This window comes from Janthinobacterium sp. BJB401 (genome assembly GCF_013372745.1).
Classification (GTDB): Bacteria; Pseudomonadota; Gammaproteobacteria; order Burkholderiales; family Burkholderiaceae_D; genus Janthinobacterium; species Janthinobacterium rivuli.
In genome coordinates this window covers 1-6,420 of sequence record NZ_JABXFH010000093.1, presented here as the reverse complement: position 1 = coordinate 6,420, position 6,420 = coordinate 1, and the positions used below count along the sequence as shown (strand labels likewise).

Below are 6,420 nucleotides of genomic sequence, written 5' to 3'. Positions count from 1 at the left end.
TGATCACGATACTCGGGAACTTGCTGGTCATGTCCTTCGCTTTTTCCGCCACCTTGATGGCGATGGTGCGAGCGATCTGCTTGTAGATCACGGCGACGGGGCCTTCCGGCTCGGCCACGACGGTCGGCGTGCCCGAATCCGTCTGCTGGCGAATCGCCATGGTCAGCGGCAAGGCGCCGAGGAATTCCACGCCAAAGTCGGCGCACATCTTCGCGCCGCCGCCGGCGCCGAAGATTTCTTCCGCATGGCCGCAGTTCGAGCAGATGTGCGTGCTCATGTTTTCCACCACGCCGAGGATAGGAATGCCGACTTTCTCGAACATTTTCAAGCCCTTGCGCGCGTCGAGCAGCGCGATGTCCTGCGGCGTCGTGACGATGACGGCGCCCGTGACGGGCACTTTCTGCGACAGGGTCAGCTGGATGTCGCCCGTGCCTGGCGGCATGTCGACGATCAAATAATCGAGGTCGCGCCAGTTGGTCTGGTCCAGCAATTGCTGCAAGGCTTGCGTGACCATCGGGCCGCGCCACACCATCGGCTCGTCCGGATCGATCATGAAACCGATCGACGACACTTGCAGGCCGTGGTTTTCCATCGGCTCCATGCTCTTGCCATCGAGGGTCTTCGGCTGGCCGCTGATGCCCAGCATCATCGGTTGCGACGGGCCATAGATGTCGGCGTCCAGCATGCCGACGGTGGCGCCTTCGGCCGCCAGGGCGAGGGCCAGGTTGACAGCCGTGGTCGATTTACCAACACCACCCTTGCCAGAAGCGACGGCGATGATGTTTTTCACGTTGCTCATCGGCTTCAAGCCGCGCTGCACCGTGTGCGAAATGATTTTCGACGACACGCCCACGCTGACGTTGCCCACGCCCGGCAGCACGCGCAGCGCGGCCAGCACGGATTTGCGGATCAGGTCGATCTGGCTCTTGGCGGGATAACCGAGTTCGATGTCGAGCGAAATATCATCGCCATCGACCTTCAGATTCTTGACGGTTTTGCTGGAAACGAAATCTTTATGTGTATTTGGATCAATAACCTGGGCCAGCGCGGCCTTGACGTCTTCTACTGTGATGCTCATGTAAATCTCCGTGTGTACTACATATGTGCAATACGCGCAGTCTAGCGCAAATTTGCATGGCGCGATGGCGGCAAAAGCATCACTTGCCGGCGCTGCATCTGCTCATATTGCCTTTCCGCTGTTAAAATGTCCTATTATCCATCCCAAAAGTGCATCAATCATGACTCGCAAGCTGTTCGTCACCACTGCCCTGCCTTACGCAAACGCCGCTTTTCACATTGGCCACATCATGGAATACATCCAGGCTGATATCTGGGTCCGGTTCCAGCGAATGCAACGCGATGGCGCAGCCGGCCGTGAAGTGCACTTTGTGGGCGCCGACGATACGCATGGCACACCCATCATGATCGCCGCCGAAAAGGAAGGCATCACGCCGCAGCAATTCGTCGCCAACATCGCGGCCGGCCGCGCCCAGTACCTTGATGGCTTCCATATCGCCTTCGACAACTGGTATTCGACGGACTCGCCGGAAAACGTCGACCTGTCGCAATCGATCTACCGCAAGCTGCGCGATACGGGCCTGATCGTCACGAAAACCGTCGACCGCTTCTTCGACCCGGTGAAAGGCATGTTCCTGGCCGACCGCAACATCAAGGGCGAATGCCCGAAATGCGGCGCCAAGAACCAGTACGGCGACAATTGCGAAGTGTGCGGCGCCGCTTACCAGCCGACCGACCTGGTCAATCCATTCTCCGTGTTTACCAACGCGACGCCCGTGATGAAACCGTCGGAACAGTATTTCTTCAAGCTGTCCGACCCGCGCTGCTTCGAATTCCTCAAGGATTGGCTCAACACGCCAGGCCGCCTGCAGCCGGAAATGGTCAACAAGGTCAGCGAATGGCTGGGCGAAGCCGGTGAAAAGCTGGCCGACTGGGATATTTCGCGCGACGCGCCCTACTTCGGCATCCCGATTCCCGATGCACCGGGTAAATTCTTCTATGTGTGGATGGACGCGCCCGTCGGTTACCTGGCCAGCCTGAAAAACTATTGCGACAAGAAAGGCATCGATTTCGACGCCTTCCTGAACGACCCGTCGACGGAACAGATCCACTTCATCGGCAAGGACATCGTTTCCTTCCACTTGCTGTTCTGGCCCGCCATGCTGAAGTTCGCCAATCACCCGGTGATCGACAAACTGAAAGTCAACGTACACGGCTTCCTGACGGTCAACAACGAGAAAATGTCGAAGTCGCGCGGCACGGGCATTTCGCCGCTGCGCTACCTGGACCTGGGCATGAACCCGGAATGGCTGCGCTACTACATCGCCTTCAAGCTGAACTCGAAAGTGGAAGACCTGGACTTCAACGGCGAAGACTTTGTCGCCCGCGTGAACAGCGACCTGATCGGCAAGTACGTGAACATCGCCAGCCGCTGCGCCGGCTTCATCGCCAAGCGTTTCGACGGCAAGCTGGCGTCGACGCTGTCGGAAGGCGCGCAAAGCTGGATCAACCGCGCGCTGACGGTGGACGTCAACGGCGTCATCGTCGAGCGCCAGGCCAGCATCGCCACGCACTTCGAGAACCGCGAATTCGGCAAGGCCTTGCGTGAAATCATGGAAATCGCCGACATCACCAACCAGTATGTCGATGAAAACAAGCCATGGATCCTGGCCAAGGACGCGGAAAAAACAGCCGAGCTGCACGACGTGTGCACCACGGCCCTGATCCTGTTCCGCCAGCTGACGATTTTGCTGTCGCCGGTCCTGCCGGGCGTGGCCAAGAACGTGGCCTCGTTCCTCAACGACGCAGAATTCACTTGGGCGGACACGCAAGTGTTCGGCGACGCCGTCTCGAACAGCATGCTGGGCCGCACCATCGGCGCCTACAGCCACTTGATGACGCGCATGGATGCGAAGATGATCGAAGCGCTGTTCGACGCGCCGCAAGCTGCCGCCGCCATTGCCGCGCCTGCCGGCGACGCCGCGAATGACGCAGTATCCGCTGCTCCGGCCGCAGCCGCCATCGAGGAACTGGCGCCCGAGATCAAGATCGACGACTTCCTCAAGGTCGACCTGCGCATCGCGAAAATCGTCAATTGCGAACTGGTCGACGGTTCCGACAAGTTGCTGCGCCTGACCCTCGATGCGGGCGAAGGCCGTCTGCGTAACGTATTCTCGGGCATCCGCTCGGCTTACCAGCCGGAAGAACTGGTCGGCAAGCTGACGGTGCTGGTGGCCAATCTGGCGCCGCGCAAGATGAAGTTCGGTATTTCCGAAGGCATGGTCATGGCGGCATCAAGTGCCGACGAGAAGGCGAATCCAGGCATCTACATCCTGAATCCGTGGCCGGGCGCCGAACCTGGCATGCGCATCCGTTAAGCCAGCACAAGGACCGATGATGAATATCGTGGTGCGCGAAGCAACGAATGCCGATGCACAACTGATGGCCGAGCTGACCCGCGCCGCGTGGGCCGGCAAGGTGGCCGCCTCGTCCAGTGGACACCACGAGACGGCGCAGCAAGTGGAAGAGCAATTGCGCCACGGCGGCGGTTTTCTGTTGCTGATCGACGACATTCCAGCCGGTTCGCTGCGCTGGATGCCACTCGACAGCGACCCCGCCATCTGGAAGATTTCACGCATGGGCGTGCTGCCCGCCTACCGGGGCAGCCACGTTTCGCAGCATTTACTGGAAGCCATCATTCATCACGGCCTGTCGTGCCAGGCCGAGGAATTGCGCCTGGCCGTGCGGCGCGACCAGCGCAAGCTGATCGATTTTTATGCGGCCTTCGAATTCGATCTGGCCGAAGAACTGGAATATTCGCACGCCAACCCCGCCGAACCGGCGCCGATGGTGATGCGGCGTTTGCTGCGTTATTGATTTTTAGCAATTTCGCCCCGGACTTGCCGATACAACAACCCGCCAGGCCGCACGGCGCGGTAAAATACGGCCGGCTGACCTTACCCATAAGACACTCAGAAGAGAATATGAAACTGCCTGCAAAACACAACAACTACGTATCCGACCATACCTTGTTCATCGCCGAACTGAAGGCCAAGAACCCTGGCATGGAAGCGGGCCAGCAAGCGGGCCGCGCCCTGCTGTGGGACAAGCCAGCCGTCAGCATCGATGAGCAGGAACGCCAGCTGGCGTCGGCCGTCAAGCAACAGGCTTACGTTTACCAGAACAAGAACTAAGATCTGGAACCGGCACGATGTTGCCTGAAGAGTCTGCAGTCACGCCGGAAGCCGACGCTTCCGGTGCCGGCGCAGTCATCGAGTCGCTCCCACCTGTCGCTGAAGGCGACGGCAGCGGCGACCCTGCAGCATCGGCCACGGCAGTAACGGACGCGGCGCCCGCCGCCGACCCGCTGGGCATCGCCCGCCTGTATGGCGAGCCGATGCTGCGCATGCCGACGGATTTGTACATTCCGCCGGACGCGCTGGAAATCTTCCTCGAAGCCTTCGAAGGCCCGCTCGACTTGCTGCTCTACCTGATCCGCAAGCAAAACTTCAACATTCTCGATATTCCGATGGCGCAGGTGACCCTGCAATATCTGAAGTATGTCGACCAGATCCGCGTGCGCAACCTGGAACTGGCCGCCGAGTACTTGCTGATGGCGGCCATGCTGATCGAGATCAAGTCGCGCATGCTCTTGCCATCGCGCAAGAGCGACGTCGAGGAAGATGGCGGCGACCCCCGTGCCGAACTGGTGCGCCGCCTGCTCGAATACGAGCAGATCAAGCTGGCCGCCTACGACCTGAACGCCATCCCGCAGTTCGAGCGCGATTTCGTGCGCACGCAGATTTTCATCGAGCAAAGCCTGACGCCCACCTGGCCCGACGTGGAACCGGTGGACTTGCAGCAGGCGTGGCTCGACGTGCTGAAACGCGCCAAGCTGACCCAGCATCACCGCATCAGCCGCCAGGAACTGTCCGTGCGCGAGCACATGTCGAGCATCCTGCGCCATTTGCAATCGTCGCGCTTCGTCGAGTTCAGCGAGCTGTTCGACATTGCCGGCGGCGTGCCCGTGGTGGTGGTCAACTTCGTGGCCCTGCTGGAACTGGCCAAGGAAACCCTGATCGAGATCACGCAGGCAGAACCGTTTGCCCCCATCTACGTCCGGCTGGCCTATTCGCCCGCCTGACTCCCTCCCTTTGTCACTGACCACCGTACAACGGGGTTTTAGCGAAAGCAATCCATGAAAATTATTTCCGACATCGAAGAATTGCGCGACCAGCTCAGCGGACAGCTGCGCACGGCGTTCGTCCCCACCATGGGCAACCTGCACGAAGGCCATCTGTCGCTGATGCGCCTGGCGCGCAAGCATGGCGACCCCGTCGTCGCCTCGATCTTCGTGAACCGCCTGCAATTCGGCCCGAACGAAGACTTCGAAAAATATCCGCGCACCATGGCCGCCGACATCGCCAAGCTGGAAAAGGAAGGCGTGTACGTGCTGTTCGCGCCGACGGAAAAGGAACTGTACCCGGAACCGCAGGAATACCGCGTGCGCCCGCCCGATGACCTGGGCAATACGCTGGAAGGCGAGTTCCGCCCCGGCTTCTTCGAAGGCGTATGCACGGTCGTCACCAAGCTGTTCTCGTGCGTGGGCCCGCGCGTGGCCGTGTTCGGCAAGAAGGATTACCAGCAACTGATGATCATCCGTAACATGGCGCGCCAGTTCGCGCTGCCAACGGAAATCATCGCCGCGGAAACGTACCGCGCGGACGATGGCCTGGCCTTATCGTCGCGCAATATGTATCTGTCGGAAAGCGAACGCGCGGAAGCGCCAGAACTGTACAAGGGACTTAATTTCGTGGCCGAAGAAGTGCGCAAGGGCAATCTGGCCGTGGGCGAACTGGAACAGGCAGCCATGCAGTTGCTGGACGGCCGCGGCTGGAAATCGGACTACATCGCCGTGCGCAAGCGCGCCAACCTGCAAGCACCGAGCGCCGCCGAACTGGCCGCCGGCGAGCCGCTGGTGGTGCTGGCCGCCGCCAAGCTGGGACAAACCAGACTCATCGACAACCTGGAAATTTAAGCATTGTCACAACGGGGCCATTCGGCCCCGTTTCTTTTGGCTATGTCACCGTCAAGTGTGGGAATGCGCCCAACGTTGCTTTCAATAACGTTTCCGATGAACGGATGCGCCTGGCGTCGAGTATCCAGCGCCAGCCCAGGTAGTTCGGCAGGTAGCGCGTCGCCACGCCGTGAAAGGGCCGTAGCCATGCGCGCAAGCGGCTGTGATAGGCATTGACGTTCTGCACGTGGGCGGCCCCTCGCACACGGATGCCAGCGCGCAAGTTGACTGCTTGGTGGCTGATGCCCGCTTCCCTCGCAAAAGCCAGATAGGCGGCATGACCGTCAGTCACCAGCAGCACGTCCTTGTCGATAACGGGTAACAGG

7 protein-coding genes are annotated in these 6,420 nt (G+C 60.2%); 5 read left to right on the top strand and 2 right to left on the bottom strand.

What is annotated here, in order from left to right; translation table 11 throughout:
- Nucleotides 1–1,078, bottom strand: a 1,078-nt coding sequence (gene apbC / locus HWE17_RS28105; protein ID WP_176391070.1) for an iron-sulfur cluster carrier protein ApbC, incomplete at its 3' end; no start/stop codon positions are given.
- Nucleotides 1,079–1,238: 160 nt separating this feature from the next.
- Here apbC and metG point away from each other — a divergent pair.
- The 5 genes from metG to panC all read left to right on the top strand — a co-directional run bounded on the left by metG (nucleotide 1,239) and on the right by panC (nucleotide 6,055).
- Nucleotides 1,239–3,395, top strand: coding sequence for a methionine--tRNA ligase (gene metG, locus HWE17_RS28100; RefSeq protein WP_176391069.1), 2,157 nt, complete (start codon nucleotides 1,239–1,241; stop codon nucleotides 3,393–3,395).
- A gap of 19 nt (nucleotides 3,396–3,414) precedes the next feature.
- The gene (locus HWE17_RS28095) at nucleotides 3,415–3,894 is read left to right on the top strand and encodes a GNAT family N-acetyltransferase (RefSeq protein WP_034778216.1); all 480 of its coding nucleotides are present in this window, start codon (nucleotides 3,415–3,417) and stop codon (nucleotides 3,892–3,894) included.
- Nucleotides 3,895–4,001: 107 nt separating this feature from the next.
- A complete protein-coding gene (locus HWE17_RS28090) occupies nucleotides 4,002–4,211 on the top strand; it encodes a DUF3460 family protein (RefSeq protein ID WP_034778041.1) in 210 nt (69 codons plus the stop codon).
- Between the two features lie 17 nt (nucleotides 4,212–4,228).
- Entirely contained in the window at nucleotides 4,229–5,161 is a 933-nt protein-coding gene (locus tag HWE17_RS28085; protein ID WP_176391068.1) for a ScpA family protein, read from the top strand.
- A 54-nt stretch (nucleotides 5,162–5,215) separates the two neighbouring features.
- Complete coding sequence (gene panC, locus HWE17_RS28080; RefSeq protein WP_035826607.1) at nucleotides 5,216–6,055, top strand: pantoate--beta-alanine ligase; 840 nt, start codon at nucleotides 5,216–5,218, stop codon at nucleotides 6,053–6,055.
- Between the two features lie 40 nt (nucleotides 6,056–6,095).
- On the opposite strand, the gene HWE17_RS28075 is transcribed toward panC, so the two are convergent.
- Nucleotides 6,096–6,420, bottom strand: a 325-nt coding sequence (locus tag HWE17_RS28075; protein WP_176391067.1) for an IS1595 family transposase, incomplete at its 5' end; no start/stop codon positions are given.

What these genes read in the sequence shown, in the direction of transcription:
- HWE17_RS28095 (WP_034778216.1), top strand. Translation starts at nt 3,415, where the DNA reads ATGAATATCGTGGTGCGCGAAGCAACGAATGCCGATGCACAACTGATG.
- HWE17_RS28090 (WP_034778041.1), top strand. Translation starts at nt 4,002, where the DNA reads ATGAAACTGCCTGCAAAACACAACAACTACGTATCCGACCATACCTTG.
- metG (WP_176391069.1), top strand. Translation starts at nt 1,239, where the DNA reads ATGACTCGCAAGCTGTTCGTCACCACTGCCCTGCCTTACGCAAACGCC.
- panC (WP_035826607.1), top strand. Translation starts at nt 5,216, where the DNA reads ATGAAAATTATTTCCGACATCGAAGAATTGCGCGACCAGCTCAGCGGA.
- HWE17_RS28085 (WP_176391068.1), top strand. Translation starts at nt 4,229, where the DNA reads ATGTTGCCTGAAGAGTCTGCAGTCACGCCGGAAGCCGACGCTTCCGGT.